The sequence below is a fragment of the Amycolatopsis jiangsuensis genome (genome assembly GCF_014204865.1).
In the GTDB taxonomy this organism is placed as follows: Bacteria; Actinomycetota; Actinomycetes; order Mycobacteriales; family Pseudonocardiaceae; genus Amycolatopsis; species Amycolatopsis jiangsuensis.
Genome location: NZ_JACHMG010000001.1, coordinates 4,915,962 through 4,941,347 on the forward strand (window position 1 = coordinate 4,915,962; position 25,386 = coordinate 4,941,347).

The 25,386-nt window shown below is 70.0% G+C and carries 24 protein-coding genes; 9 read left to right on the forward strand and 15 right to left on the reverse strand.

The genetic code is table 11. From position 1 onward, the window contains the following. Positions 1–27 precede the first annotated feature (27 nt). On the reverse strand, positions 28–657 hold the full coding sequence (locus tag BJY18_RS22115; protein ID WP_184784773.1) for a hypothetical protein: 630 nt from the start codon (positions 655–657) through the stop codon (positions 28–30). A 144-nt stretch (positions 658–801) separates the two neighbouring features. On the opposite strand from BJY18_RS22115, the gene wzm reads away from it, so the two are divergent. The 3 genes from wzm to glfT1 are packed head-to-tail and all read left to right on the forward strand — an operon-like array spanning position 802 to position 3,482. After that, entirely contained in the window at positions 802–1,755 is a 954-nt protein-coding gene (gene wzm / locus BJY18_RS22120; RefSeq protein ID WP_184781766.1) for a galactan export ABC transporter permease subunit Wzm/RfbD, read from the forward strand. A 3-nt stretch (positions 1,756–1,758) separates the two neighbouring features. Further along, positions 1,759–2,574 carry a galactan export ABC transporter ATP-binding subunit Wzt/RfbE gene (wzt, locus tag BJY18_RS22125; protein WP_184781767.1) on the forward strand — a complete coding sequence of 272 codons (816 nt, stop codon included), beginning with the start codon at positions 1,759–1,761 and terminating at the stop codon, positions 2,572–2,574. Further along, entirely contained in the window at positions 2,574–3,482 is a 909-nt protein-coding gene (glfT1, locus tag BJY18_RS22130; RefSeq protein WP_184781768.1) for a galactofuranosyltransferase GlfT1, read from the forward strand. The genes wzt and glfT1 overlap by 1 nt, the downstream gene beginning before the upstream one ends. A 19-nt stretch (positions 3,483–3,501) precedes the next feature. On the opposite strand, the gene BJY18_RS22135 is transcribed toward glfT1, so the two are convergent. The 3 genes from BJY18_RS22135 to BJY18_RS22145 are packed head-to-tail and all read right to left on the reverse strand — an operon-like array spanning position 3,502 to position 5,872. Beyond that, the gene (locus BJY18_RS22135; protein ID WP_184781769.1) at positions 3,502–4,644 is read right to left on the reverse strand and encodes a hypothetical protein; all 1,143 of its coding nucleotides are present in this window, start codon (positions 4,642–4,644) and stop codon (positions 3,502–3,504) included. Continuing rightward, positions 4,641–5,072, reverse strand: coding sequence for a hypothetical protein (locus BJY18_RS22140; RefSeq protein WP_184781770.1), 432 nt, complete (start codon positions 5,070–5,072; stop codon positions 4,641–4,643). Before BJY18_RS22140 ends, BJY18_RS22135 begins: the two co-directional genes overlap by 4 nt. 32 nt (positions 5,073–5,104) lie before the next feature. Beyond that, positions 5,105–5,872, reverse strand: a complete 768-nt coding sequence (locus BJY18_RS22145; RefSeq protein WP_184781771.1) for an ESX secretion-associated protein EspG — start codon at positions 5,870–5,872, stop codon at positions 5,105–5,107. Between the two features lie 129 nt (positions 5,873–6,001). On the opposite strand from BJY18_RS22145, the gene BJY18_RS22150 reads away from it, so the two are divergent. After that, positions 6,002–6,244, forward strand: a complete 243-nt coding sequence (locus tag BJY18_RS22150; protein ID WP_184781772.1) for a hypothetical protein — start codon at positions 6,002–6,004, stop codon at positions 6,242–6,244. Positions 6,245–6,343: 99 nt separating this feature from the next. Here BJY18_RS22150 and BJY18_RS22155 read toward each other — a convergent pair whose 3' ends face one another. The 3 genes from BJY18_RS22155 to BJY18_RS22165 form a co-directional block, all read right to left on the reverse strand. Continuing rightward, complete coding sequence (locus BJY18_RS22155) at positions 6,344–7,357, reverse strand: acyl-CoA dehydrogenase family protein (RefSeq protein WP_184781773.1); 1,014 nt, start codon at positions 7,355–7,357, stop codon at positions 6,344–6,346. A 101-nt stretch (positions 7,358–7,458) separates the two neighbouring features. Then, positions 7,459–9,369 (reverse strand): glycosyltransferase, encoded by a 1,911-nt coding sequence (locus tag BJY18_RS22160; RefSeq protein WP_184781774.1) that lies wholly within the window; start codon positions 9,367–9,369, stop codon positions 7,459–7,461. A 5-nt stretch (positions 9,370–9,374) separates the two neighbouring features. Then, entirely contained in the window at positions 9,375–9,833 is a 459-nt protein-coding gene (locus BJY18_RS22165) for a GtrA family protein (protein ID WP_184781775.1), read from the reverse strand. 144 nt (positions 9,834–9,977) lie between these two features. Here BJY18_RS22165 and dprE1 point away from each other — a divergent pair, with 144 nt between their 5' ends. Together dprE1 and dprE2 are read left to right on the forward strand one after the other, a co-directional pair. After that, entirely contained in the window at positions 9,978–11,348 is a 1,371-nt protein-coding gene (gene dprE1, locus BJY18_RS22170) for a decaprenylphosphoryl-beta-D-ribose oxidase (RefSeq protein WP_184781776.1), read from the forward strand. Then, positions 11,345–12,100: a decaprenylphospho-beta-D-erythro-pentofuranosid-2-ulose 2-reductase gene (gene dprE2 / locus BJY18_RS22175; RefSeq protein WP_184781777.1), complete on the forward strand. Its 756-nt coding sequence runs from the start codon at positions 11,345–11,347 to the stop codon at positions 12,098–12,100. The genes dprE1 and dprE2 overlap by 4 nt, the downstream gene beginning before the upstream one ends. Positions 12,101–12,280: 180 nt before the next feature. Here the strand turns inward: dprE2 and BJY18_RS22180 are convergent, their stop codons facing one another. The 4 genes from BJY18_RS22180 to glf form a co-directional block, all read right to left on the reverse strand. Continuing rightward, positions 12,281–12,529 (reverse strand): helix-turn-helix domain-containing protein, encoded by a 249-nt coding sequence (locus tag BJY18_RS22180; RefSeq protein ID WP_184781778.1) that lies wholly within the window; start codon positions 12,527–12,529, stop codon positions 12,281–12,283. A 259-nt stretch (positions 12,530–12,788) separates the two neighbouring features. After that, a complete protein-coding gene (locus BJY18_RS22185; RefSeq protein WP_221457894.1) occupies positions 12,789–13,877 on the reverse strand; it encodes a decaprenyl-phosphate phosphoribosyltransferase in 1,089 nt (362 codons plus the stop codon). Further along, a complete protein-coding gene (locus BJY18_RS22190; RefSeq protein WP_184781779.1) occupies positions 13,874–14,392 on the reverse strand; it encodes a phosphatase PAP2 family protein in 519 nt (172 codons plus the stop codon). The genes BJY18_RS22185 and BJY18_RS22190 overlap by 4 nt, the downstream gene beginning before the upstream one ends. Then, positions 14,385–15,608, reverse strand: coding sequence for a UDP-galactopyranose mutase (glf, locus tag BJY18_RS22195; protein ID WP_184781780.1), 1,224 nt, complete (start codon positions 15,606–15,608; stop codon positions 14,385–14,387). The genes BJY18_RS22190 and glf overlap by 8 nt, the downstream gene beginning before the upstream one ends. 88 nt (positions 15,609–15,696) lie before the next feature. Here glf and BJY18_RS22200 point away from each other — a divergent pair, with 88 nt between their 5' ends. Further along, positions 15,697–17,709: a DUF6541 family protein gene (locus BJY18_RS22200; RefSeq protein WP_184781781.1), complete on the forward strand. Its 2,013-nt coding sequence runs from the start codon at positions 15,697–15,699 to the stop codon at positions 17,707–17,709. Positions 17,710–17,930: 221 nt separating this feature from the next. On the opposite strand, the gene BJY18_RS22205 is transcribed toward BJY18_RS22200, so the two are convergent. Next, on the reverse strand, positions 17,931–18,818 hold the full coding sequence (locus BJY18_RS22205; protein ID WP_184781782.1) for an LLM class flavin-dependent oxidoreductase: 888 nt from the start codon (positions 18,816–18,818) through the stop codon (positions 17,931–17,933). Between the two features lie 82 nt (positions 18,819–18,900). On the opposite strand from BJY18_RS22205, the gene BJY18_RS22210 reads away from it, so the two are divergent. Further along, on the forward strand, positions 18,901–19,701 hold the full coding sequence (locus tag BJY18_RS22210; RefSeq protein WP_246460219.1) for an HAD family hydrolase: 801 nt from the start codon (positions 18,901–18,903) through the stop codon (positions 19,699–19,701). Positions 19,702–19,867: 166 nt separating this feature from the next. Here the strand turns inward: BJY18_RS22210 and BJY18_RS22215 are convergent, their stop codons facing one another. Next, positions 19,868–20,611 carry a lysophospholipid acyltransferase family protein gene (locus BJY18_RS22215; RefSeq protein ID WP_184781784.1) on the reverse strand — a complete coding sequence of 248 codons (744 nt, stop codon included), beginning with the start codon at positions 20,609–20,611 and terminating at the stop codon, positions 19,868–19,870. A 122-nt stretch (positions 20,612–20,733) separates the two neighbouring features. Continuing rightward, a complete protein-coding gene (locus BJY18_RS22220; RefSeq protein WP_184781785.1) occupies positions 20,734–22,263 on the reverse strand; it encodes a hypothetical protein in 1,530 nt (509 codons plus the stop codon). A 217-nt stretch (positions 22,264–22,480) separates the two neighbouring features. Here BJY18_RS22220 and BJY18_RS22225 point away from each other — a divergent pair, with 217 nt between their 5' ends. Continuing rightward, a complete protein-coding gene (locus tag BJY18_RS22225) occupies positions 22,481–24,400 on the forward strand; it encodes a DUF6541 family protein (protein WP_184781786.1) in 1,920 nt (639 codons plus the stop codon). 1 nt (position 24,401) lies between these two features. Here BJY18_RS22225 and BJY18_RS22230 read toward each other — a convergent pair whose 3' ends face one another. Then, positions 24,402–25,382 (reverse strand): lysylphosphatidylglycerol synthase transmembrane domain-containing protein, encoded by a 981-nt coding sequence (locus BJY18_RS22230; protein ID WP_184781787.1) that lies wholly within the window; start codon positions 25,380–25,382, stop codon positions 24,402–24,404. Positions 25,383–25,386 lie beyond the last annotated feature (4 nt).

Below are 25,386 nucleotides of genomic sequence, written 5' to 3' on the forward strand. Positions count from 1 at the left end.
AGTCGGGTTCCTTCGTTCCAGTGGGGTTCAACGCAGCAGGACAGTGTCGCCGGTACGGGTCCAGGACTCCAGCAGCCGCCCCTCCGCGGCGATCTGGTGTTCCGGCCCCACGATGCACGAATCGCCGGACGCGTGCTCCCACGAAGTCTGGTGCGGGTTGTCGATGAACGAGAACCCGGTCAGCACGAGCTGCGCGCGAGGGAACGACGTGTGCGCGATCCAGGCCGCGAGCGTGCCGGTGGTCGACCAGGTCGGCTCGGTGCGCGTGGGCAGGCCCAGCGCGTCCGAGAGCGGCAGCAGGACCTCGCGGTTCGGCACCGGCACGAATCCCAGGTCGGCGGGCCACCAGCCGGGCAGCGCCTCGGGTTCCCAGTGCAGCCTGCCCGGTTCCACCAGCAGGTAGAGCCTGCGGTGGTAGTCGCGGAAAACGTGCCGGGTCGCCCGTACGGCGCGGTTGAAGACGACAGCGTGCACCTTACGGCCGGTCGTCTCCGGCCCGCCCGGATCGTCGGTCACGAAACCGTTGACCCGGATCACCAGGTCGCAGTCGTCCACGGCCTTGGCGCGCACCGGGTCCGGTGCCAGTGGCTGGTTGCCGACGACCGCGACCGAACGCGGCTCGGGCTGGTCGGCGTACGCCGAGAGCAGCTCGACCATCAGGCTCGCCGCACCGAGAGCAGCTGTCATAGCGCAAGAAAATACCAGGACGAACCGAGCGACCGGCCGCGTATCGGCTCTGCCGTGCTCCGATCCGGCCGGGGCGGCCCGAGCGCGACGCGGCCCATCGGTACCCTCGTCCACGTGCATGCCACCAGCACGGTGGACGCGGCCGGACCCGGCATCTCGATGCCGGTACCGCCAGCGTCGGACCGCAAGACGTTCTCCAGGGCGATCGCCGACATCAGGGACGGCCTCGCAGCCCGCGAGCTGTGGTCCCACCTCGGCTGGCAGGACATCAAACAGCGCTACCGCCGGTCGGTCATCGGGCCGTTCTGGATCACCATCAGCCAGGGCGTCATCGCGCTCGGGCTGGGGTTGCTGTACTCGCAGCTGTTCAACCTGCCCATCCAGGTGTTCCTGCCCTACATCTCCACCGGGTTCATCATCTGGGGCTTCATCCAGGGCTGCCTTTCCGAAGGCATGGAGACGTTCATCGCGAACGAGGGGATGATCAAGCAGCTCCCCGCGCCGTTGAGCGTGTACGTGCTCCGCACGGTGTGGCGGCAGACCCTGCTGCTCGCGCACAACCTGATCGTCTACCTGGTGCTGCTGGTCATCTTCTTCTCGGCGCTGGACAAGCAGTACTCGCTCGGCTCGCCGGACGGGGCCTGCCTGCCCGGGAAGTTCTGCCACCCGGGCCTGAGCTGGAACATCTTCCTCGCCATTCCCGGCTTCGTGCTGCTGGGACTCACCGCGTGCTGGGCCACCCTGCTGCTCGGCATCATCTCGACGCGGTTCCGCGACATTCCGCAGGTGATCAACTCCCTGATCCAGCTGCTGTTCTACGGCACGCCGATCGTCTGGCCGGTCGACCAACTGCTGTCCGGGGGCGCGCGAGCCGGCGTGTCCTGGGCACTGCCGTTCATCAAGGCCAACCCGCTGTACCACTTCATGCAGGTGACCCGGTCCCCGCTGCTCGGGCAGGCCGTGGGCTGGACCAGCTGGGTCGTGGTCGGCGCGATCACGATCGTCGGCTGGGGACTCGCGCTGGTCGCCATGCGCAACTACCGCTCTCGCGTCTCGTATTGGGTGTGACACATGGTCAGCATTGACGTCTACAACGCGTTCGTGGATTTCCCGATCTTCGACGCGAAGTCGCGGTCCATGAAGAAACGCGTGCTCGGCAAGGTCGGCGGGAAGATCGGCACCGAGCAGAAGGTGCCGATCATCGAGGCACTGCACGATGTCACGCTCAAGCTGAACGACGGCGACCGCGTCGGGCTGGTGGGCCACAACGGGGCCGGCAAGTCCACTTTGCTTCGCCTGCTGGCCGGAATCTACGAACCGACCCGCGGTTCGGCGCGGATCTCCGGCAAGATCGCGCCGGTCTTCGACCTCGGTATCGGCATGGATCCCGAGATTTCCGGCGTCGAGAACATCATCATCCGCGGCCTGTTCCTCGGCATGAGCGCCAAGCAGATGGAGAAGCGGGTCGACGACATCGCGGAGTTCACCGAACTCGGCGACTACCTGCAGATGCCGCTGCGCACCTATTCCACCGGTATGCGGGTGCGCCTGGCTCTCGGCGTGGTCACCTCGATCGACCCGGAAATCCTGATCCTCGACGAGGGCATCGGCGCGGTCGACGCGGCCTTCCTCAACAAGGCCCGCGACCGGCTCAAGGACCTGGTGAAGCGCTCCGGCATCCTGGTGTTCGCGAGCCACTCGGACGAATTCCTCTTCGAGCTGTGCGATTCGGCCATCTGGATGGACGAAGGGAACCTGAAGCAGCAGGGTTCACTGCGTGACGTGCTCACCGCGTACAAGGGCCGCGATCCGTTCGAGAACATGAGCCAGGAGGGCCTGGAGCGCCTCGGCATCGAGCCCGCGACGGTGAAGAACGGCGGCGCGTGATGACCGGCGAGACGCGGGAGGTGCCCGAGGGCGCCGTCGTCGGCGTGGTGGTCACGCGGCACCGGCGTGAGCTGCTCGCGGACTCGCTGAAGATCATCGCCGCGCAGACCCGCCAGGTCGATCACCTCGTGGTGGTGGACAACGGGCCGGATCAGCCTGCCCGTGAGGTGGTGGCGGGGTACCCGCTGCCGGTCACGTACCTGCCCTCGCACCGGAACCTCGGCGGTGCGGGTGGTTTCGCGCTCGGCATGCTGCACGCGCTCGCGATGGGTGCGGAGTGGGTGTGGCTGGCCGACGACGACGGCCGCCCGGCCGACGAGCACGTGCTCGAAATTCTCCTCGAGGAAGCCGAAAAACGCGGCCTGGCCGAGGTTTCCCCGGTGGTGGCGAACATCGACGCCCCGGCGAAGCTGGCGTTCCCGCTGCGCCGCGGGCTCACCTGGAAGCGTTCGTCGGCCGAGCTGGGCACGGACTTCCTGCAAGGGATCGCCTCGCTGATGAACGGCGCGCTGTTCCGTGCGTCCACTTTGGACGTGACAGGAGTGCCCGATCTCCGGCTGTTCTTCCGCGGCGACGAGGTCGAACTGCACCGCAGGCTGGTCCGCTCGGGGCTGCCGTTCGGCACCTCGCTGCGCACGACCTACCTGCACCCGGACGGTTCGGACGAGTTCAAGCCGATGCTGGGCGGGAAGTTCCACGCGCAGGACCCGGAGAACGAGGTCAAGCGCTACTACACCTACCGCAACCGCGGCTATCTGCTGTCCCAGCCCGGGATGCGCCGGATCGGCGCGCTGGAGATCCTGCGCTTCGGCCTGTACTTCGTGGGGGTGAAGCGTGATCCGAAGGCGTTCATGCAGTGGCTGAAACTGGTCCGCCAGGGCCGGGCCGAGCGGTTCTACCGCTACTGACCCGGCCCCGCGGGCGGTCCTATTCGCCGATCACCGGAGGGGCCGCGCTGCCGCCACCGAAGACGCTGTCCTCCTCCGGCTCGTCCATTTCCAGCTGGAAGCCCGACTGCGGGTCGTCGTCGTAGGACGAGCGGCCGAAACCACCCATGCCAGGACGGGCCGGTGCGCCACCCATGCCACCCGCTGCCGCCTCGGCCGCTCCGGGCGCCGCGGCCTCCTGGCCAGGACCGAAACCGCCGCTGCGGCCGATCTTCGTCTGGTGCTCCTCGTCGCCGCCGAAACCGCCGCCGCCCATGCCCATTCCACCCATCGGCATCGCGCCCATGCCCATCCCGGACGACGACGAACCCGCGTTGCCACCCGGATGCGCGGCCGGCTGGGTGTAGCCGGCAGCGGTGGTGGAGGCGTCCGGCATCGGGGTGTGGACCGCGCCGGTGTACTGCCCGGGCGCGCTCAGGCTCGGCGCGCCCGCGCCGCTCGCGCCGCCGCCACCCAGCGCGGCGTGGTCGCCGGCCGGCGCACCACCCGAGGAGGAGTTGTCGTGGTTCAGGTCGCCCGAGGGCATGGTCGGCGCGGCCGGCCCGTCCGAGGCGGTGGCGAACTTCGGCGGCTCGGCGAACGTCGGCTGCTTCGAAGCCGCTTGGTGCAGCGAAGCGTCGTAGTTCGACATCGTCTCGGCGGCCTGCTCGTGCGCGTTTTGGCTGTCGTCGCGCTTCTGCAGCGTCGAGCCGATCGAGTCACCCAGGCCCATCGGACCGGCGTCGACCCATTTGTCGAACTCCTCGGACCAGTCGAACGGCACGGCGTCCGGCATGGTGTTCTTCGCGGTCTGCGCCGCGGCACGCTGCTGCTCGATGGTCTCCGCGGCCAGCTTCGCGTTCTGCGAGTTCACCTCGGCCCACTCGCCGAGGTTCTCGAAGTACGCCTGCGCGCCGAGCGCCGCGTCGCCGCTCCACGCGCCCTTCGCCTTGCGTACAGCGTCGCCCAGCTGCGTCGCGAAGTCCTCGAACGCCTTCTGCAGCTCGGTGTAGGCCTGCGACACCGCGGACACCTGCTCGACGTCGAGGTTCGTCTCCACGAACGACTTGAGCTGCTGGTGGTCGTGGCCCAGGTAGTCCGCATCGGACGGGGCCAGCTCGTGCTGCGGGATGTGCGTGGTCATTCGGCGCCCTTCACGGTGCGGTGGGTGTCGATGGCCTGGTCTTCGTTCTCGGTGTAGACACCGGCCGCACGCGCGAGCGCTTCGTCGGCTTCACGCAGGAGCCGGCCGAACTGGTCGAGCACGTCGGTGGCGGACCCGGCCGTGTCCGCGCCGCTCTTGCGGTCGTGCTCGGCCACGATGTGCCCGTACGGGTGGCTGCCCAGCTGCGGTGGGGACGCCAGCACCTGCGTTTTCGGGCGCAGGCCTTCGAGCCGCGTGACCATGTCGGTGAGCGCCTTGCGCAGGTCGCCGAGCGCGTCGCCGTCGATGGTGAAGCCGCCGGACTTCGCGGAGTCGACGAGTTTCCGCGTCTGGGTCGCGGCTTCGGCGACGCCCTTGGCGTCCAGTCCGCCGGCCGCGAGCGCGTCGGTACCCGGAACAGTGCTCATGCGCCGGAGTGTACTGACCGGCGGCGCCCGGGTCAGGCGTTTGCCGAAGACCCTTCCAGCTGGGTGAACAACTGCTGGGCAATACGGGCATTGTCGGCAGGCGCGTAGGTGAGCCAGCGGCTGCCGTCGGTGGAATCCCGCGTGCTGAGCAGGTAGCGGCCGGCTTCGGTGTCGAACCAGGCCACCGGCGGCAACGCCAGCTCACGGCCGTTCTCGTCGCGTACGTACGGGGTGAATTCGCCGACGCCGAGCCGGGGCTTCTCGAAGATCCGCTCCGCCGCACGCAGCTGGGGGTTGTGCGTGCGCGGGGCGCTCACCCCGGCGAACGGGTCGTAGCTGTCGCCGCGGCGGGCCTTCTTCGCCGGACGGGTGACCGTGACCGACTGGCCGGGCGCCGCGGGCGTGAGCGGCAGCAGGTCGACGATCGCCGGGACGATGTTGGTCGGCCGCACCTCTTCGAAGGCGAACATCCCACCGTTGTGGCGGGCCAGCACCGCGTACTGACCGGTGGCGGCGACCCGCGCGAACAGCTGGTCGCCGTGCAGCTGCGCCGCGGCGGAAACGGCGACGGCGGGCCGGACGAAGGTGGTCAGCGCCAGCGCGACGTCGTCATCGAGGGAGCCGCGGCGCAGCAGACCACGGCCGTCGAGGTCGCGGAACACCGCGTCCCGGATCGCCGCGCGCTCCCCGGTGGTGATGCCCACGTGCGGCACCACGAACGGCGCCGGGGCCCGGCCCAGCCCCAACTCGGCCAGCAGCAGGTCGACTGCCGCCGGCGACAGCGAAAACGAGTACGGCACGGCTCACCCTGCCCATCACTGGTTCGGTCTCCGCGGAAACGGTAGTGCACCCGCGGAACCGGCCGCCAACCGCTCCGCTGTGCGCGAACCCGCTTGCGGCGGGTGATCCACCGCTGCTGCGATGGAACCATGGCAGATCCCAAACCGGCACTCGTCCTGCACCTCGCCGCGGGCGGCGAACCGTTGCTGTTCCCGCTCACCGCCGAGGAGTCCCCCGCTGTCGAAGAAAAACTGGCCGACCTCCTGAAGCACGGCGGAGTGCACTCCGTACGCACCCGCGACGGCAACACCGTCTCGGTGAACTTCGCCCACGTGGCAGCCGCCTACGTCGACGACCTCAGCCGCAAGGGCAAGTTCGGCCTCTCGGTGTAGCGGCGCGGGTGACCGACGGCACGGACCCACCGGGCCGCTCACCGAGTCACAGACGGCACGGACACCCGAGGTCACTGACGGCCGAGGTCGCCCACCGAGTCACGGGCGGCAGGCCAGTGCGAGCAGCTCGTCGCGGATTTCCGGGCGGCTGGCGGCCACCAGGAGGAAGGTCGCCTCTCGGATGAGACGGCCCGCGTGCCCGCCGGTGAGTACTGCGCGGCTGCCGGTGGCCACCGCGAGGGCTCCCGCCGAGCGGTAGGCCAGGTCGGAACCGGCGGCGCGGGCGGACGGCAGGGTCGCCGGGTCGGCGAGGCCGGCGTCGAGGCGTTTACGGATCCCGTCCTGCTCGGCCCGCAGCGTGGCCGCGGTCTCCGCCTGGCCGGAATCCTCGATCAGCCGCGCGCAGCGTTCGGCGAGGCCGAGCGGCGCGCAGCCGTTGAACCGCGAGGCGAAGGTGTTGCCGCTGACGAACTGTGCGTACTCCACCTCGGAGAACACCTGCTCGTCGGGCACGAAGTAGTCGTCAAGAGTCAGCCGGACCGTGGCCGTGCCCTGCGCGGCGACCAGCCGCAGCGGCTGGGCGGCCACGCCGTTCCCTGGCCGCGCTGCCACCACGGCGTTGACCACCGTGTCGCCGTCGCGGCCGGAAAGCTGGAGCAGGTCGATCGTGCCCCAGCCGCTCACGAACGGCGCGTCCCCGTCGAACCGGTAACCCCCGTTCACCTTGCGCGCCCGCACCCGCGGCGGGGTCGGAATCACGCCGGCGTAGGCCGAACCACCCCGCAGTGCCCCGCTGATCAGGTCCGGCAGATACCGCTCGCGCAGGCCGGCGCGGTCCGAACCGGCCAGCCCGGCGACCAGCCCGTGGTGCTGCAGCCAGGTGAACCCGGTGCTCAGGCAGCCACCGGTGATCGTCTCCAGCACCTGGACCATCTCGGTGAACGCGAGGCCGGGACCACCGGCCTCGGCGGGTGCGGCCAGGCCGTACAGGCCCTCCGCGGCGAGCGCGTCGAAGTGCGAACGCGGCACCACACCCCGTTCGTCCACCTCCGCGGCAGCGGGAAACAGCAAGTCATCGGCGAGTGCCCGGGCACGGGCGACGAGGTCCAGCACGCACCCAGGCTACGTGGACGTCACCGCCGCGGGGCCGAAACGCCGTAAGGCCTCCTCCGGAAACCCGGAGGAGGCCTTACGGACTTCGCTACCGCAGGGAGTTACAGCTCGTAGAGTCGCTTCCAGTTCTCGCGCGAGGTGAGCTCCGGCATCGCCTGCTTGTACTGCGCCTGCACGCCCGCGCCTTCCTTGCGCAGCCGCTGGATCACCTTGGCGCCGCGCTTGGCGAGGTCGAACATCCTGATCTTGTCGTAGCTGCGCACCCGCACGCCTTCCTGCGAGGCGTCGGTGACCACGACGGTGTCGAACAGCGCGATGTGCCACCAGTGCGCCTCGTCGACCGGTACCGCGCCGAGCCCGAACCGGCTGCGGCCGAGCACCCGGTCGAGCACGCGCTTGATCAGCACGAGCCGCTGCATGCTCGGGCGCGGGGCGCTGTTGATGATGCCGATGTCGTTGGACGCGATGCCCGGCACGTCGGTGGCCTTGTGCCGCTTCGTCTCCGGGTACTGGTCGCGGATCCGGCGGATCTCCTTCATCGCCGCGACGCCGCCGTCACGCAGCATCTCCGGACCTTCCAGGAAGTCCTCGACGGCCTTGATCAGCGTGGCCGACAGCCCGTACTGCATGCCGAGCAGGTAGCGCACCAGCTGCGCCATCAGCACCCGGGACAGCAGGTTCAGGTTGAACGGCGAGTGCAGCGCCGCGGTGATGATCGAGTTGCGCAGGTTGAAGTACCGGTGCCACTCGTCCCAGTCCTTCCAGTGGAAGTCCGCGTGCCACACGCCGGCGCCCGGCAGGGTCACCGTGGGGAAGCCGTACTCGCGGGCCCGGTAGGAGTACTCCGCGTCGTCCCACTGGAAGAAGAACGGCAGCGGGTAGCCGATGGCCTTCACGACCTCGTACGGGATCAGGCAGGACCACCAGCCGTTGTACCCGGCGTCGAGGCGGCGCTCCTGGCGGTTGGGCTTGAGCGTCTCCTCGTCCACGCCCAGCAGGTCCGCGGTGGACAGCGAGTGCTGCACCGGCTGGCCCGGCTCCAGCGTGTTCAGCCGCGCGTACTCGGCGCCGACGTGCAGCTGGTTCGGGTGCAGCAGGTTGAGCATCTGGCCGCCGACGATCACCGGGTTCGCGGTGCGGTTGGAGAACGCCGTCATCCGCACCACGAGGTCCGGCTCGAGCAGCACGTCGTCGTCCATGAACAGCACGTTCGCGTGCTCGGTTGCGGTGTGCCCTGCCACCTCGTAGAGGCCGCGGGTGAAGCCGCCAGCGCCGCCGAGGTTCGGCTGCTTGATGTAGTGCAGCTTGTCGCCGAGGTCCTTCGCGACCTGCCCGAAGCCGTCGCGCGACTCGACCAGGTCGGTGCCCTGGTCGGCGACGTAGATGGCGTCGAGGGTGTCGAGGGAGTTCACGTCCGCGGCGAGGGCCTGGAGGTTCTTCAGGCAGTCGTCGGCGCGGTTCATCGTGCAGATGGTGACCGCGGTCGGGCGGATCTTCTCCGGCGCGTCGACGGTCCAGCGGACCTGCTCGACCCGCAGCGTCTGGCCGCCTTCGGTCTCCAGGTCGAGCCACAGCGCGCCGCCGTCGTGGAACTTGTCCAGCGGTGCGGTGAGCGTGACCTTCTGGCCCTTCGCGCCGGCCACCTGCTCGGCGGCCACCACGCGGGCGTCGCCCTCCAGGTCGGAGGCACCGACCGAGAGCAGCCCGTCACCGGTCACCACGGCCTCGACGGCGACCTCGGTCGCGGTGGTCCAGCGCTGCCAGTAGGTGGCCGGGAACCGGCCGAAGTAGGTGTTGCCGGTGATCTTCGCGGACGGCTCGAGCGAGACGCTGCCGCGCTCCCGCAGTGCGTTGCCCTGCTCGACCTCGGCGTAGAGGTCCTTGCTGACGATCGGCGCCGGCCCGGCGAACAGCCACCGCTGGGCCGTCAGCCGGCCCTGGGGTGCGTGCTCGGCGAACCGCGTCTCGCCCGCGGGGGCGGTCTCGGCGACCGGGGCTGCTTTACCGGGCATCGAACTCAGTTCTCCTTTACCGGCCGTTCACGGAACACGACCCACTTGAGCATGACGAAATTGATCACCGTAGCCGTCGCCTGCGACACGACCCAGGCGAGCGTCGCCTTCCACGCCGATTCCGGCAGCACGTGCAGCATCAGCTGGTTCACGCCGACGGCGACGAAGAACGTGACTACGTAGAGCAGGACGAAAGCGCCCACCTGGGAGTTCCCGTCGCGCCGTCCGCCGGCGAAGGTGAACCGGCGGTTGAGGAAGAACGCCGTGGTCGTGCCCACGACGAAACTGATCGCGCGGGCCACGTCCACCCACGGCACCGCGTCCATGCCGACGGCCCTGAGCAGCGAATACGTGCCCAGGTCGAGCAGGGCGCAGAAGCCGCCGATCAGGCCGAAGCGGATCAGCTGGCCCAGGAGGCCGGGGCCGGCCTGCGCCATGTCGCTCTGCGGTTCTGTAGCCACCACTGGAATACCTTCTCGGCGGATTGCGTCGGTGTCCGTACAAGCCGCCACTGCGGCTCGGACGCTTGTGCCTTGATGCGCAAAGTGTAGAAGCGGCCGCTTCAGGGTCACGTTCCGGGCGCCTTTCGGCGTGGCTACCCTGGTCGAGTGACCCAAGCATCCGAGACACAGCGCCGCACGCTCACCGGCTGGGGCCGCACCGCCGGCACCGTCGCCGACGTGCTGCGGACGCGCGACGTGGAGGCCATCGCCCGCGCGGTCTCGTCCGCCGGTCCGCGCGGGGTCATCGCCCGCGGCCTCGGCCGTTCCTACGGCGATCCGGCGCAGAACGCCGGCGGCCTGGTGGTCGACCTGACCGCGCTCGAGACGATCCACTCGATCGACCCGGACAGCGGCCTGGTCGACCTCGATGCCGGCGTCAGCCTCGACAAGCTGATGCGCGAGGCCCTGCCCTACGGCCTGTGGGTCCCGGTCCTGCCCGGCACCCGCCAGGTGACCATCGGCGGCGCGATCGCCAACGACATCCACGGCAAGAACCACCATTCGGCCGGCAGCTTCGGCAACCACGTGGTCTCGCTGGACCTGCTCACCGCGGACGGCAAGGTCCGCACGCTCACCCCGGAAGGCCCGGATTCGGAGCTGTTCTGGGCGACCGTGGCCGGCATCGGGCTGACCGGGATCATCCTGCGCGCCACGATCCGGATGACCAAGACCGAGACCGCCTACTTCATCGTCGACAACGACCGCACCGACGACCTCGACGGCACCCTCGCGCTGATCAGCGACGGCTCCGACGACGACTACACCTACTCGTCGGTCTGGTTCGACACGATCAACAAGGGCACCAAACTCGGTCGTGGCGCGTTCGCCCGTGGCTCGCTGGCCAAGCTCGACGACCTGCCACCGAAGCTGCGCGCCGAGCCGCTGAAGTTCTCCGCGCCGAAGCTGCTGACCGTGCCGGACGTGTTCCCGAACGGCCTGATGAACAAGCTTTCCCTCAGCGCCATCGGTGAGTTCTACTACCGCTCGACGCCCAAACAGGGCCGTGGCTCGATCCAGAACATCACCGCCTTCTACCACATGCTCGACCTGGTCGGAGAGTGGAATCGCGGCTACGGCAGCAAGGGCTTCCTGCAGTACCAGTTCAGCACTCCGATCGGGGCGAACGAGAGCCTCCGCGCGATCGTGGAGAAGGTCGCGCACTCCGGGCACTATTCGGCGCTGAACGTGTTCAAGCAGATGGGCAAGGGAAACCGCGCGCCGCTGTCGTTCCCGGACACCGGGTGGATGGTCTGCCTCGACTTCCCGATCAAGCCCGGCCTGAGCGCGCTGTGCCAGGATCTGGACGAGATGGTCCTCGCCGCGGGCGGGCGGCTCTACACCGCGAAGGACTCGCGGACGTCGCCGGAGACGTTCGCGCGGATGTACCCGCGGCTGGAGGAATGGCGCAAGATCCGCGCCTCTGTTGACCCCGAAGGCGTTTTCGCCTCTGACATGAGCCGGAGGCTCGCACTGTGATCGACGCGGTCGGTAACCCCCAGTCCCTGTTGCTGCTCGGCGGCACGTCCGACATCGCGCTGGCGATCGCGGAGAAGTACCTCGCGGAGAAGCCGCTGCGGGTGGTGCTCGCCGCCCGGCAGTCGCCCCGGCTGGAGGCCGCCGCGCAGCGTCTGAAGGACCGCGGCGCGGAGGTGTCCACGGTGGCCTTCGACGCGAAGGACACCGCCTCGCACCCGAAGGTGCTGGACGAGGCCTTCGCCGGCGGGGACATCGACGTCGCAGTGGTCGCGTTCGGCCTGCTCGGGGACGCCGAGGAGGTCTGGCAGGACCACGCGAAGGCAGTCGAGCTGGCCACGGTGAACTACGCGTCCGCGGTGTCGGTGGGCGTGGCGCTGTCGGAGAAGCTCAAGACGCAGGGCCACGGCAAGATCATCGCGCTCTCCTCGGTGGCAGGCGAACGCGTGCGCCGGTCGAACTTCGTGTACGGCTCGACGAAGGCCGGTTTCGACGGCTTCTACCTCGGCCTCGGCGAAGCCCTCACGCCGTACGGTGTGCAGACGACGGTGGTCCGCCCCGGGCACGTCAAGACCAAGATGACCGACGGCATGCAGCCCGCCCCGCTGGCGGTGACCGCCGAACAGGTAGCGGACATCGCAGTGGACGCCGCCCGCCGAGGCAAGGAACTGGTCTGGGCCCCGGCACCGATGCGCCTGATGCTGTCGATCCTGCGGCACGTTCCGCGCCCGATCTTCCGCAAGCTGCCGATCTGAACCAGTACCGCGTCGGCGCGTCGAAAACGAACACCTCGCGGCGAACGGATCCGGAAACCGCTACCCCGGCTCTTATCGGCGCGATACCGGGAAACCGGCACGACGTTCGTTGTACTGCCGCCGCTGATTGTTGGCGACCCGGGGCCGGGGGTGGGTCTTCTCCGGAAGCCGCGGTCGCCGTCACAGTTCTTCGCGCGGCGGCCGCAGCCCTTCGATCAGCGCGCCCGCGTCCAGGTCGAGCCCCTCGGCGAATTTGAGCAGGTTGTGCAGGTTCACGTTGCGCAGTCCGCGTTCCACCTGGCTGACGAACGTCCAGTGCACTCCGGCCCGGTCGGCCAGCTGCTCCTGGCTCACCCCGAGCGCGTGCCTGCGTTCGCGAACCCGTTCACCAAGGGTCCGCGTCGCCGGGGAAAGGGGTGCTCTGGCCATCGTCGGTTAATCACACACATCCACGGCATCGAGCACCAGAGCGCGAATGATCAGATGGTGTGTGCTCAGAGCATTTATGTCTTGCCAGGTGCCGCCGGGAAACGGTGTCTCACCGGTATACCTGTCAGCACTCGTGAACGGTGGAACCGGGCGAGTGATGTTTCGGCAATCGTCGCCGACGATTCCGGGAATGGACCGAAAATCGTCGCCGGCGACCGAACTGGCACCAGTCCCTCAGCCGGTCAGGCCGACGGGACACTCACAGGTAGAAAGACAGGGCCAGGGTGACGACCCAGGCCACGCCCAGCACCTGCAGGACACGGTCGCGCAGGGCGATCTCGTCGGGGGCGCCCGCGTTGCCGCCGTCGACGTCGACCGCGTAGCGCAGTACCGCGATCACGAACGGGACCATCGAGACCACCGCCCACACCGAATTGTGCTCGGTCTGGCGGATCTCGAACGCCCACAGGCAGTAGGACATGATCAGGATGGCCGCCGACGTGGCCCAGACGAACCGCAGGTAGCTGGCCGAGTACTTCTTCAGCGACGAGCGGATCTTCGCGCCCGTGCGCTCGAACAGCATGATCTCCGCGTACCGCTTTCCTGCCACCATGAACAGCGAGCCGAACGCGGTGACCAGCAGGAACCACTGCGACATCGCGATGCCGCCCGCCACACCGCCTGCGATCGAGCGCATCAGGAAGCCCGAGCCGACGATGGCCAGATCGACCACCGGCTGGTGCTTGAGGCCGAAGCAGTAACCCAGCTGCACGGCCTCGTACACCGCGAGCACGATGGCCAGCCGCCAGTCCGCGGCGAACGACACCGCGAGCCCGGCAAGGAAGAACACGACCGCGGCGCCGTAAGCCGCGCCGACCGGCACGATCCCGGCCGCGATCGGCCGGTTCCGCTTGGTCGGGTGTGCCCGGTCGGCCTCCACGTCGACGGCGTCGTTGATGAGGTAGACCGACGAGGCGGTGAGCGAGAACGCCACGAACGCGATGAGAGCGTCGACGACCAGCTCGGTACGGTTCGTCGCCTTCGAGAACGCAAAGAACGGCGCGGCGAACACCAGGACGTTCTTCACCCACTGCTTCGGCCGGGCCGTCTTGACCACGCCGAGCACCAGCTTGGCCGGGCTCGGCGTGGCGGCGGCCGGAGCGGCAGCGGACGACTCAGGAGTGGACGACTCGGCCCTGGAGGACTCAGAGCTGGACGGCTCGGCGGACGCAGCGGCTTCGACCGGCTCAGCGGGCGATTCCGCGGTGGGCCCTGCGGCCTCGGCGGACTCGTCCGCCGTGGACACCTCGGTCTCGTTCTCGGCTCGCTCGTCGGTCGTTTCGCTCATCGCTTCTTGTCCAGCTTCCGTCGGATCAGACCGCCGATGACGCCCCCGAGGGCGGCTCCGGCCAGCACGTCGGTCGGGTAGTGGACGCCGAGCAGCAGCCGCGAAGCCAGCATCGGCGGTACGAGGGCGGGAACCAGGTTACGCCCGGTCAATCCCGAGTAGAGCACCGCCGCCGTGGTGGTGGACGTCGCGTGCGAGGACGGGAAGCTCAGCCTGCTCGGGGTGCCGACCAGGACCTCGACGCTCGGGTGGTCCGGACGGGGCCGCCGGACCACCCGTTTCACCGCGATCGAGGCGGCGTGCGCGCCGACCACGCCGGCGGAGGCGGTCAGCCAGTCCTTGCGGCGCTTGCGGTCCACCGCCGCGCCGAGGAGACCGAGTGCGAACCAGCCCGCGCTGTGCTCGCCGAACAGCGACATCCCCCGCGCGACCTGCACGGTGCCGGGCTTCTTCAGGAAACCCTGCGCCTTGGCCAGTACCGCCACCTCACCCCGGGGGGTGTCCTTCTCAAGCATCGATCGACCCGTCGAGCGGGGCGCCGTCGGACAGGTGCGGGGCGATCTTGTTGTCGAACATCGACAGCGCCGACCCGATCGCCATGTGCATGTCGAGGTACTTGTACGTGCCCAGCCTGCCGCCGAACAGCACGTTCTTCTCGCGCGCCTCAACCTTCGCCAGCTCGCGGTAGCTCTCCAGCTTCTCGCGGTTCTCCGGCGTGTTGATCGGGTAGTACGGCTCGTCGTCCTCCTGGGCGAAACGGGAGAACTCGCGGAAGATGACCGTCTTGTCCTTCGGGTAGTCCCGCTCCGGGTGGAAGTGGCGGAACTCGATGATGCGGGTGTAGGGCACTTCCTCGTCGTTGTAGTTGACGACCGAGGTGCCCTGGAAGTCGCCGGTGTCGGCGACCTCGGACTCGAAGTCCACGGTGCGCCAGGTGAACCGGCCCGCCGAGTAGCCGAAGTAGCGGTCGAGCGGCCCGGTGTACACCGTCGGCGTGCCTTCCGGGATGTTCTCCCGCACGTCGAAGTAGTCGACGTTCAGCCGGATCTCGATGTTCTCGTGCTCGGCCATCTTCTCGAGCCACGCGGTGTACCCGTCGACGGGCAGGCCCTCGTAGGTGTCGTTGAAGTAGCGGTTGTCGAACGTGTAGCGGACCGGCAGCCGCGTGATGATGTTCTCGCCGAGGTTCTTGGGGTCGTTCTCCCACTGCTTCGCGGTGTACCCGCGGATGAACGCCTCGTAGAGGGGACGGCCGACCAGCGAGATGGCCTTCTCCTCGAGGTTCTGCGCGGCACCGGTCTCGAACTCCGACGCCTGCTTCGCGATGAGCTCGCGCGCCTCGTCCGGCGTGTGCGACTTGCCGAAGAACTGGTTGATCAGGCCGAGGTTCATCGGGAACGAGTAGACCTGGTCCTTGACCTTCGCGAACACGCGGTGCTGGTAGCCGGTGAACGCGGTGAAGCGGTTGACGTACTCCCACACGCGCTTGTTCGAGGTGTGGAACAGGTGCGCGCCGTACTTGTGCACCTCGATGCCGGTTTCGGGCTCGGCCTCGGAGTAGGCGTTGCCACCGAGGTGGCTGCGCCGCTCGAGCACCAGTACCTTCTTGCCGAGCTCGGCCGCGGCCCGTTCGGCGATGGTCAGCCCGAAGAATCCGGACCCGACGATGACGAGGTCGTACCCGGCGAACTCGTCTTCAGTAATCTTGGCGGGGTTCGTGTGCTCGCTCACGGGCGCCCAGGGTACGCAGTCCTGCCACCGCGGCCCGAACCGACCTCGGCATACCGCCTGGGTTCACCCAGACCACACACAGAGAAGCATGCCTGCACCGGACACCTTCTGGAGCTACGCCGCCGGGATCGCCACCTACCTGGCCGTGCTGGCGGTCCCCGGCGGCCTGATCGGCCGGGCGGCCGGCCTGCGCGGCTGGGCGCTGGCGGGACTCGCGCCGCTGCTCAGCTACGCCGTCACCGGCCTGGCCGGCCCGTGGCTGGCGAAAGCCGGCCTGCCCTACACCGTGCTCACCGCCGCCGTCTGCACGGTGGCGCTGGCGGCGGTCGCATACGGCGCGAGACGGCTCCTCGTCGCGCGCGGCTGGCTCAGGGCGGGTGCGGAGGAACCGCCGTCGGCCTGGACCGCGCGGGAGCACTGGGCGGTCGCCGTGTGCGTGGTGGTGGCGACAGCGCTGTCGATCGCCGTGGTGCTCTCCGCGCGCGGCGGCACCACCGCGGTGTTCCAGCGCTGGGACACGGTGTTCCACGCGAACGGCATCCGCTACATCGCCGAAACCGGCGACGGCTCACTGACCGGCATGGGCACGCTCAACTGGTACCCGGACGGCTCGTTCTACCCGAACGGCTACCACCTGGTCGGCGCGCTCGTGTACCAGATCTCCGGCACGAGCATCCCGGTCACGCTCAACGCGATCACCATGCCGGTCGCGGGCCTCTTCGCAGTGTCGATGGTCGCGCTGATCCGGCAGCTCGGCGGACGTGCGGTGCATGCCGGCTGCACCGCTCTCGTCGCCGCGGGAGCGACCACGGGCGCGTACGAATCCGTGTCGAGCGGCCTGCTCCCGTACGCGCTGGGCATCGTGCTCACGCCGCTCGCGGTGGTCGCGTTGCAGCGGTTCCTCGTACGGCCGGGCGTGGACACCGGCCTGGTGCTCGCGCTCACCGCGGACGGCCTGTTGATCGCGCATTCGAGCGCGCTGTTCGGCGCGGTGCTCTTCGCCCTGCCGCTGGTCTTGCAGCGCTGGTACCGCTCGTTGCGCCGCCGGCCCGTGGACGGGGTACCGGACGGGCGCTCCGCGGGCCGCGTGCTCGGCGGGGACATCCTGCGGACGGTGCCGGTGATGCTGGTCAGCGTGCTGCTGGCCGCGCCGCAGATCTTCGGCGCGATCGGCTTCACCTCCGGGTCCTACCCGTACTACGGGTGGAATTCGAACCTGTCGATCCCGCATTCGCTGAAGCTGCTGGTCACGTTTCAGCAGGTGTTGAACCGTCCGCAGATCTGGCTCACCGTGCTGCTCGTCGCCGGGGTGCTGGCCTTCCGCACGCTCGGCCGGATGCGCTGGGTGCTGATGTCCGCGCTGGGGATTTCCGCGTTCTTCGTGCTCGTGGCCTCCTACGGCTACCTGCCGTGGGTGGTGTCGCTGTCGCGGCCGTGGTGGAACGACCGCTACCGGCTGATGGCGCTCGCCGCGATCCCGCTGTGTCTGCTCGCCGGGCACGGGATGGCGGAGCTGCAACGGTGGATCGCCCGGCTGGCCCGCAGTGGCGCGTGGGCTCGTTCACGACCGCAGGTGCTGGCGCGGCTCGGCGCGGTGACCGGCGTGGTCGTGATCGCCGCGATGGCAGTGCTGACCGGCGGGTTCTACCGCAGCGCGAACGCCACCGCGGTGTCGTTCCTGTACTACAACGGCCCCGAAGGCTCGGTCACGCCACCGGTGAGCGCGGACGAAATCGACGCCATCGCACGGCTGGGCACGATGGGCATCCCGGCGCGGGAGAAGGTGCTGAACGACCGGATGGACGGCACCGCGTGGATGTACGCGCTGAGCGGCGTGCACCCGGTCGCGGCCCACTACGACGGCGGCGGCCGGGTCTCCCCGGACGCGATGTACCTGGCCCGGCACTTCCGCGACTACGACACCGATCCGCAGGTCCGCGCCGCGGTCCACCGGCTCGACGTGCACCACGTGCTGGTCGGCAGCGGCACGATCCGCAAGGACACCCCGATCGCACCCGGGCTGACCGGTCTGGACGGCCGTGACTTCCTGCGCCTGGACTACCGGAACCCGGGCGCGGCCATCTACACGATCGTGCGGTAGCGGGCTCCTCGTGATCGCGGCTCCCCACGACCGCGACCACGAGGAGTTCCTGCCCGGCTGCCCCCACCGGGCGAGAAGACGGCTCCCCCTCGAGCCGCTCCCCCTCTCCTCACCGTCTTGACGGCCGTGCGCTGGCCGAGGTTTCCCACGACCGCCGAACCCACCCGAACGGACCAGCCACCCTGCCCGATCGGCAGGCGCAGAGCCGAGGGCCTGCCGGGCTACTCCTCGCGCAGCTCCGGCAGCACGGTGTCGACCACCTGCTCCAGCACCGATTCGTGGCCCTCGTACGGCCCGGTGGAGCGCGGCCAGTGCGCGATGACGTCGGTGAAGCCCAGCGCACGGGCCCGTTCGACACCGTCGCGGAACGCGTCCACACTGCTCAGCGAGTAGACCGGCGCCGCGTCGAGTGACAGGTGCCGCTCGATCGTCGTGCTGTCGCGGCCGGCTGCCTCGAGGCGTTCGTCGAAGACCCGCACGAGCTCGGCGATGCCCTGCCACCATTCGTCGATGGTGGTGCCGCCGCGGCCGGTGGTGACCCAGCCGGCGCCGAACCGCGCGGCCAGCGTCATGGTGCGCGGGCCGTTCGCCGCCACCACGAACGGCAGCCGCGGCCGCTGGACGGTGCCAGGCAGGTTCCGCGCGCCCACCGCGGTGTAGTACTCGCCGGAGTAGTCGAACCGGTCGGTCATCAGCAGCCCGTCGAGTGCTTCGGTGAACTCGGTGAACCGGTCCACGCGCTGCCGGGTGGTGAGCTTCGGCGCGTCGATGACCTGCGCGTCGTAGTACGCGTTGTCCACCCCGGCGCCGACGCCGAGCACGAACCGGCCGTCGGACACGTCGTCGAGGGTGATCAGCTCGCGCGCGAACGGCACCGGATGCCGCGCGACCGGCGAGGCGACGAAGGTGCCCAGCCGGATCCGTGACGTGACCATGGCCGCCGCGGTGAGCGTGGGCACCGCGGAGAACCACGGGCCGTCCACCAGGGACCGCCAGCCCAGGTGGTCGTAGGTCCACGCATGGTCGAAGCCGTACTCCTCGGCGGCCCGCCACTTCGGCTCGGCCGCCCACCAACGATCTTCCGGAAGGATCACGATGCCTGCTCGCACGCTGTCCGACCGTAGTGCCCGGCACCGGCATTCGCTCCGACGGGCGGCGCCGGAGGACAATGTCGTCGTGGAGAAACCCCGGTTGATCGCGTCCGACGTCGACGGCACCCTGCTCGGCCCCAGCGAAATCGTCACCGAGCGCACGGTGGCCGTGGTGCGGCGGGTGCTCGCGGACGGGGTGCCGTTCGTGCTGTGCACCGGACGGCCGCCCCGGTGGATCGCACCGATCTCGCAGCCGCTCGGCCTCACCGGCTACGCGGTATGCGCGAACGGCGCGGTGCTGCTCGACATCGGCACCGATTCCGTGGTCGAGGTGCACGGGCAGCTGGAGCCGATGCTGCTGCACGACCTGGCCGACGCGCTCGACAAGGCGCTGCCCGGATGCCGGCTGGCGGCCGAGCGGATCGACCTCGGCCCGGCCGACCACAGCATGCGCAACTTCGTGATCGAGCCGGACTACCACAATCCGTGGGGGGACGGTGAGGGTCGCGTCGCGATGCGTGGCGAGGTGCTCGGCAAACCGGCGATCAAGCTGCTGATCAGCCGCCGCGGGATGAGTTCGGAGGAGATGGCCGAGGCAGTCCGCGCGGTGCTGGACGACTCGGTGGACGTCACGTACTCGTCCTCCGGCGGGTTGATCGAGCTGTCCGCGCACGGGATCACCAAGGCCCACGGACTCGCCGATGTGGCCGCCCGCTTCGACGTGCCCGCGGAGTCGGTGATCGCCTTCGGCGACATGCCCAACGACGTGGAGATGCTCCGGTGGGCAGGGCACGGTGTCGCGATGGCGAACGGGCACGAGCAGGCGCTGGCCGCCGCGGACGAGGTCACCGGCCCGGTCACCGAGGACGGCGTGGCCCAGGTGCTGGAACGCTGGTTCTGACCACTTCCGTGCCGCTCGACGCGCGGGGGGGGGTGGCCGAGACGCCGAGAACGCTGGTTCTGGCCCCTCCCGCGCCCCAGACACGGGCAGCGTGGCCCAGGTGCTGGAACGCTGGTCGTGACCACACCGCGCCTCCGGACGTGGGGAGCGGGGCTGCGGCCGGGAGTCAGTCGTCGCCGCCGGGGCGGCGGTCGAGTGCGGCCGCCTCCTCCGGCGTGGGTGCGCTGCCGCCGAGGTGCGCGGGCAGCCACCAGCGTTCGGCGTCCGAGGCGGGCTTCTCCGGGTAGGTCGCCTGGGCGTGGTCGAGCAGCGCGGACATGCGGGCACGGAGATCCTTCGTGGCGACCTCGCAGTCCTCCTCGGGCCCCGGGGTCATCGGCTCGCCGACGAGCACCGAGATCGGCACGTGCCGGTGGGTCAGGTCCTTGGGCCGCCCCTTCGTCCACAGCCGCTGCGTGCCCCACAGCGCCATCGGGACCACCGGCACCCCGGCGGCCGCGGCCATCCGGACGGCGCCGGTCTTGATCTGCTTGACCGTGAAGGAACGGCTGATGGTCGCCTCGGGGAACATGCCGACCACTTCGCCGGCCCGCAGCCGGGCGACCGCCTCCTCGTAGGAGGCCTGCCCGGCGGCCCGGTCGACCGGGATGTGGTGCATCCCGCGCATCAGCGGCCCGGCCACGCGGTGGTCGAAGATCTCGTGCTTGGCCATGAACCGCACCAGCCGCTTCGAGGTACGGGCCCCCAGCCCGCAGTAGATGAAGTCCAGGTAGCTGACGTGCGTGCAGGCGATGACCGCCCCACCGCGCGCCGGCACGTGTTCCGCGCCCTCGACCCGGATGCGGTTGTCCAGCAACCGGAACATCAGTCGTGCGGCGGCCAGCACGGGCGGGTACACGAGATCAGCCATGCGGTTCAGGCTACGGGACCGTGACCAGGCCAACCTACGGACGCGTAGGTTGTCTCCGCCACACCACCTCCGGGGAACGATCCGGCTCTGACCTGCGTTCACGCGGCGGCGGTGGCCAGCGGTCATGGACAGGCCACGTACTGGAATCCGGGAGCTTCGTCGAGATCGCCGACCAGCCGCGTCACCTCGTCGGCGCGGGGGTACACCGCGATCCAGAACGGGGTGCCGGTGCGGTGGAAAGTGGCGACGCGGTAGCCGTCGAACCGGCCGCCGGTGCAGTCCTGGCTCTGCGCGTAGCCGTCGCGACCGGGGACGGTCAGCGTCGAGCGGCCCGCTCCTTGGCCGATCACCAGTACCCGGCCGCCGGCGCGGCTGGCCAGTACGCCGGGCGCGCCGGCGCTCACCACGGACCCCGGCGGCAGGTAGTGGCTGAGCCAGTCGCCGATCTCGGCCAGCTGCGCGCCGTGCGTGCGCCAGGTGTGCACGCGGCTCAGTACCTGCGGGCTCACCAATGAGGCGGCCACCGCCACACCGGCCAGCGCGGCCGCGGTGGCCGGGACGAGCCGCGAATACGTGCGTGGTTTCGGCGAGGGACGCGCGGCTGTGAGCACCCCGTACGCACCGGCTGAGGCCACCGCGAGCAACGGCGGCACCGGCGCGAGCAGCCGCCACGCCGGGTCCGGATCGTGCGCCAGCACCACGGCGAAAACGGTGAGACCGGCCGCGAGCGCGAGCAGGAACCACAGCACCGAACGCGCCTCGTTCGCCCGGTCACGGGCACGCAGCAGCGCACCTGCCGCCACCACCCCGGGCACCAGGAAAGCCAGGTGCGCCAAGGCGAACCCGGCCAGGTACGGCCAGTCCGGACTGGGCAGGTGCAGCTGCCCGGCCCGGAACTGGTGGTAGTAGGTGGCCCGCCAAGCCGTCCACGGGACGAGGAACACCAGCGCGCCGAGCGCGTATCCGACCGGCGCCCACCAGGTGTGCCGTTCCCGTGCGGCCGCGGCGACCAGCCACAGTCCGGCGACGACGGCCAGCACCAGCCCCTCCGGACGCGTCATCACCGCGCCGGCCACGAGCACACCTGCGACCACCGGACGCCGCGCCACCAGCGCGTACGCGACGGCCAGCACCAGCAGTACGAACATCGGCAGCTCGGTGCCGGAAGCGCCGTACACGGCCGGCCCGCTGGCGCCCGCGGTGAGCACCGCGGCCGTGACGCCGACCGCTCGCCGCGGTTCGGCACCCGGCGGCAACGCGAGTTCGGTGACGCGATCGGCGAGGAAGTACGCCAGCAGGACACACCCCAGCGTGGCGAGCGCGCTGAGCACCATCGCCGACGCGGGCACCGCGACCCCGAACGCGGCCCGTGGCAGCGCGATCACCACGAGCCAGAGGAAGTTCGAATAACCCTCGGTGCGGTCACCGGCGTTGAACACCGGCCCGGTGCCGTCGGCGATGTTCTGCGCGTACCGGAAGCTGACGAACGCGTCCTCCGTCTCGGCCGCGAACAGCAGCTGGTGCAGAAGCGAAAACGCGAGCGCGCACAGCAGTGCGGCAGTGCGCCACCGGCGGTCGGACGCGATCCGTCGCCAGCAGGCGACGACCAGTGCGGCGAGCACCAGCCATCCCCCCACGACCGCGTAGACCACGCGACTCCCCTGTGTCCCGCGCCGGCCGGCCCCACCCGCCGTCGCGCATCCCCGCGGACCGGGTGTCCGGTCCGCGCTTTCACCGGGGTCCAGTCAAACGCGCGTGCCGGCTTCCCGGACATAAGCCGTTCGGGTGTATGTGTGCCCGGATAGGCTGTGGCCCCCATTCCGATCCGCCGCCGGGGTCCGAGCGGATCCGCCGAGTCGAGGAAGTCCGTTGCCGAGCGAACCCACGCTGTCCTCCGCTGTCGCGAGCATTGCCGTCTGCCTGCTCGTGCTCGGCGTTCCCGGAGTGGTCACCGGCCTCGCGGCCGGCCTGCGCGGATGGCGGCTGGCCGGGCTCACACCGCTGCTGAGCTACGCCGTCGGTGGGCTGGCCGGACCGTGGACGGCGGCGCTGGGACTTCCGTTCACCACTTGGACCTTCGCGGTGACCACAGTGCTGTTCGCGGCTGTCGCGTTCGGACTGCGGCGGCTCACCCGGCACAAGTGGCCACCGAGCCCCGAACCGACGGTGTGGGCACCGCGGGCGCACTGGGCGGTGGGCGCGTGTCTGCTGATCGCCGCTGTGGCCGGGTTTTACGCCGCAGTGCGCGGAATGGGACACCTCGGCGCGATCGCGCAGGGCGGCGACGCACCGTACGCGGCCAACGGAGTGCGCTACATCGCCGCGACCGGCGACGGCAGCCTGTTCGGCATGGGCACCCTGAACTGGTACGGCGACGGGTCGCCTCCGTTCTACCCCAACGCTTACCACCTGCTGGCAGCCGAGCAGTACACGCTGAGCGGTGGGTCGATCCCGCTCACTCTCGACACGAACACCGCGCTGCTACCGGGTTTGCTGGCGTTGTCGCTCGTGGTGCTGGTACGCGAGTTCGGCGGCCGCGCGGTGCTGGCCGGTGCCGTGGCCCTGACTTCGGTGGCTCCGGTGATGGGCCTGTACGAGTCGATGAACCGCGGGCCGCTGTACCCGTTCCTGCTGGGACTCGCGCTCACCCCGCTGGCCGCTGTGGTGCTGCGCCGGTACCTCTGCCGGGTCGCGCCGGACACCGGGTTCGTGCTCGTCGCGGCCGCGGTCGGGCTGCTGTGCGTGCACTCGTCCACTTTGTTCGGTGCGATCCTGTTCGCCGGTCCGCTGCTGGTGCAGCGCTGGCTCGCCCGGTGGCGGCTGATCGGCCGCGATCTGCTGGCGCTGGTGCCGATCGCCGCGGCGTCGGTGCTGGTGGCGTGGCTGCAGTTGTTCGGCGCGCTCGGGCTGGCCAACGGCTCGCTGCCGTACCTCGGCTGGCCGATCGAGTGGCGAGCGACGAACGCTCTGGGCGCCCTGCTCGGTTTCCAGCACTACGAGTCACGGCCGCAGATCTGGCTCTCGGTGGCGTTGCTGCTCGGTTTCGTGTTCTTCGCGCGGCTCAGTGCGTTGCGCTGGATCGGCTTGACCGCGTTGGTCACGGGGCTGGCGTACATCCTCGTGGCGTCGTCGGACGAGCCGTGGGTGATGGCCCTCGCACGGCCGTGGTGGGACGACCCGTACCGGTTCATCTCGATGGCAATCGTGCCGCTGTCGTTCATCGCGGGCCACGGTGTCGCGTCGCTGCAAGCGTGGCTGCGGGAGCGGCTGCCCACGCGCGTACCCGCGTTCGCGGTCGCAGCGGTGGTGCTGCTGGGTTTCGTGGCGGTCACCAAAGGGCTTTACGCCCGGTCGAACGGCGACAAGGTCGCCGGCGGCTACCGAGCCGCCGATCCACGCACGTTGGTCATCACGCCCGGCGAAGAACGCGCGATGGTCGAACTGGGCCGGCTGGCCCGTCCCGGCGAATGGGCGATGAACGACCGCTTCGACGGCACCCCGTGGACGTACGCGCTGAGCGGTGTCCGCACAGTGGCCGCGCACGACGACGGCACCGCTCCACCGTCGGACGCCCGGCTGCTGGCCACGCGCTTCCGGGACTACGAAACCGATCCGGCGGTACGTGCCGCCGTGGCCCGGCTGAACGTCCACTGGGTGATCCTCGGGCGTCCCTCGCAGCCACCGCATCGCGCGTACTCGGGCGCCGGGCTGCTCGAGCTGCAGGGACTGCCGTTCCTGCGCGAGGCCTACCGCAACGAGGACGCGGTGATCTACGAGCTGAAGCGCTGACTCACACCGCGGTCGGAGCGGGCGCGCGGCGCGCCGACAGCCGAGCCGCGGCCGCGGCGAAACCGGCTGTGAACAGGTCGGCGACGGTGAACATCACCCGGGACGCCACCGCGAACGCCGTGGCCTGGCCGACTGTCAGCCCGCTCGCGGTGAGGACCGCGACCTGAGCCACCTCACGCACGCCCACGCCGCTGGGCAGGATGAACGCGAAGGTGCCAACGGTCATCGCCACCGCCATCGCGCCCACGCACAGGACGAAACCGCCGACTCCGGGTGCGCCGACCGAGTTCGCCAGCAGCCACAGGTGCACCCCCTGCAGCGCCCAGGCCCCCGTGGACGCGCCGAACGCCTTCAGCACCACGCCCCAGCCCAGCGGCTGCGCCAGCGGCGGACGGCGCAGCAGGCGCAACACCAGCGACGTGCCCCAGCTCAGCACGCGTGGATGCAGCAGCGCGAGCCCCACCGGAATCAACACGAACAGCCACACCGCGCGCGGGCTGTTGCTGAACACCGCGGGGGCGGCCAGCAGCGAAACCACCAGCGCGGACACCACGCTCACGGCCAGCTGGATCAGCGAGCCCGTGAAGATCCGGGCGCGGGCGAGCCCGGCCTTGCGCCCCAGCTCCATCTGCAGCAGGTAGGCCCACACCGAGCCGGGCACGTACTTGCCCAGCGACCCGACCAGGCAGATCTGCGCGCCGCGGGCGTAGCCGATCGGCTTGCCCAGGTGGTCGACCAGCACCTGCCAGCCCCACGTGGACACCAGAATCGACACCACGAGCGCGAGCAGGCTGAGCACCGAGGACTGCCAGGCGACGTCGGCCAGCGTGTGCCAGAACTCGTCCCAGTTGAGCGCCAGCTGCCGGGCCGCGAAACCGACGACAAGGAGGATGGCGACCCAGCGCACCACGTCGAGCACCCGCGCCCGCGCGGACTTGCGGGGCTTCCCGGCGGGCGGGACGTCGTCCTCCCGAACGGTCATCGAA

Bases quoted from the DNA above. Each gene is read 5' to 3' on its own strand.
- BJY18_RS22140 (WP_184781770.1), bottom strand. From the start codon at position 5,072: ATGAGCACTGTTCCGGGTACCGACGCGCTCGCGGCCGGCGGACTGGAC.
- BJY18_RS22150 (WP_184781772.1), top strand. From the start codon at position 6,002: ATGGCAGATCCCAAACCGGCACTCGTCCTGCACCTCGCCGCGGGCGGC.
- BJY18_RS22135 (WP_184781769.1), bottom strand. From the start codon at position 4,644: ATGACCACGCACATCCCGCAGCACGAGCTGGCCCCGTCCGATGCGGAC.
- BJY18_RS22160 (WP_184781774.1), bottom strand. From the start codon at position 9,369: ATGCCCGGTAAAGCAGCCCCGGTCGCCGAGACCGCCCCCGCGGGCGAG.
- BJY18_RS22115 (WP_184784773.1), bottom strand. From the start codon at position 657: ATGGTCGAGCTGCTCTCGGCGTACGCCGACCAGCCCGAGCCGCGTTCG.
- BJY18_RS22230 (WP_184781787.1), bottom strand. From the start codon at position 25,382: ATGACCGTTCGGGAGGACGACGTCCCGCCCGCCGGGAAGCCCCGCAAG.
- wzt (WP_184781767.1), top strand. From the start codon at position 1,759: ATGGTCAGCATTGACGTCTACAACGCGTTCGTGGATTTCCCGATCTTC.
- BJY18_RS22190 (WP_184781779.1), bottom strand. From the start codon at position 14,392: ATGCTTGAGAAGGACACCCCCCGGGGTGAGGTGGCGGTACTGGCCAAG.
- BJY18_RS22200 (WP_184781781.1), top strand. From the start codon at position 15,697: ATGCCTGCACCGGACACCTTCTGGAGCTACGCCGCCGGGATCGCCACC.
- BJY18_RS22215 (WP_184781784.1), bottom strand. From the start codon at position 20,611: ATGGCTGATCTCGTGTACCCGCCCGTGCTGGCCGCCGCACGACTGATG.
- glfT1 (WP_184781768.1), top strand. From the start codon at position 2,574: ATGACCGGCGAGACGCGGGAGGTGCCCGAGGGCGCCGTCGTCGGCGTG.
- BJY18_RS22180 (WP_184781778.1), bottom strand. From the start codon at position 12,529: ATGGCCAGAGCACCCCTTTCCCCGGCGACGCGGACCCTTGGTGAACGG.
- BJY18_RS22185 (WP_221457894.1), bottom strand. From the start codon at position 13,877: ATGAGCGAAACGACCGACGAGCGAGCCGAGAACGAGACCGAGGTGTCC.